Source organism: Sphingobium sp. SG1 (assembly GCF_057063145.1).
The window spans coordinates 1-252 of the sequence record NZ_JBVVOJ010000103.1 but is presented as its reverse complement, the minus strand read 5'-3'; the positions used below and the strand labels follow the sequence as shown (position 1 = coordinate 252).

General features: G+C 67.5%; 1 protein-coding gene. It reads right to left on the bottom strand.

Features of this window, described 5'->3' with window-relative positions:
• Window positions 1–222, bottom strand: a 222-nt coding sequence (locus tag AC0KVN_RS27720) for a ParA family protein (RefSeq protein WP_483656871.1), incomplete at its 3' end; no start/stop codon positions are given.
• Window positions 223–252 lie beyond the last annotated feature (30 nt).

Sequence of the window (252 nt, the reverse complement as noted above, 5' to 3'; positions counted from 1 at the left end):
GACGAGCGGTTTGACGCCGTGCAGCGCGAGCGCCGCAGCCAGGTTCACCGTGCTCGTCGTCTTGCCGACGCCGCCCTTCTGATTGGCCACCGTGATCACCCGGCGCTTCGACGGACGCGGCATGAAGCCCTCGTCAGGGTGGAGGACCTTCGTCGCACGGAGCGCCTCCTCGGCGATGGGTATCGATCCGCCGGTCTTCGACTGTCCAGCTGGCGTGGTCACCGAGTCTCTCCCTTCATCGGCGCGTACCCA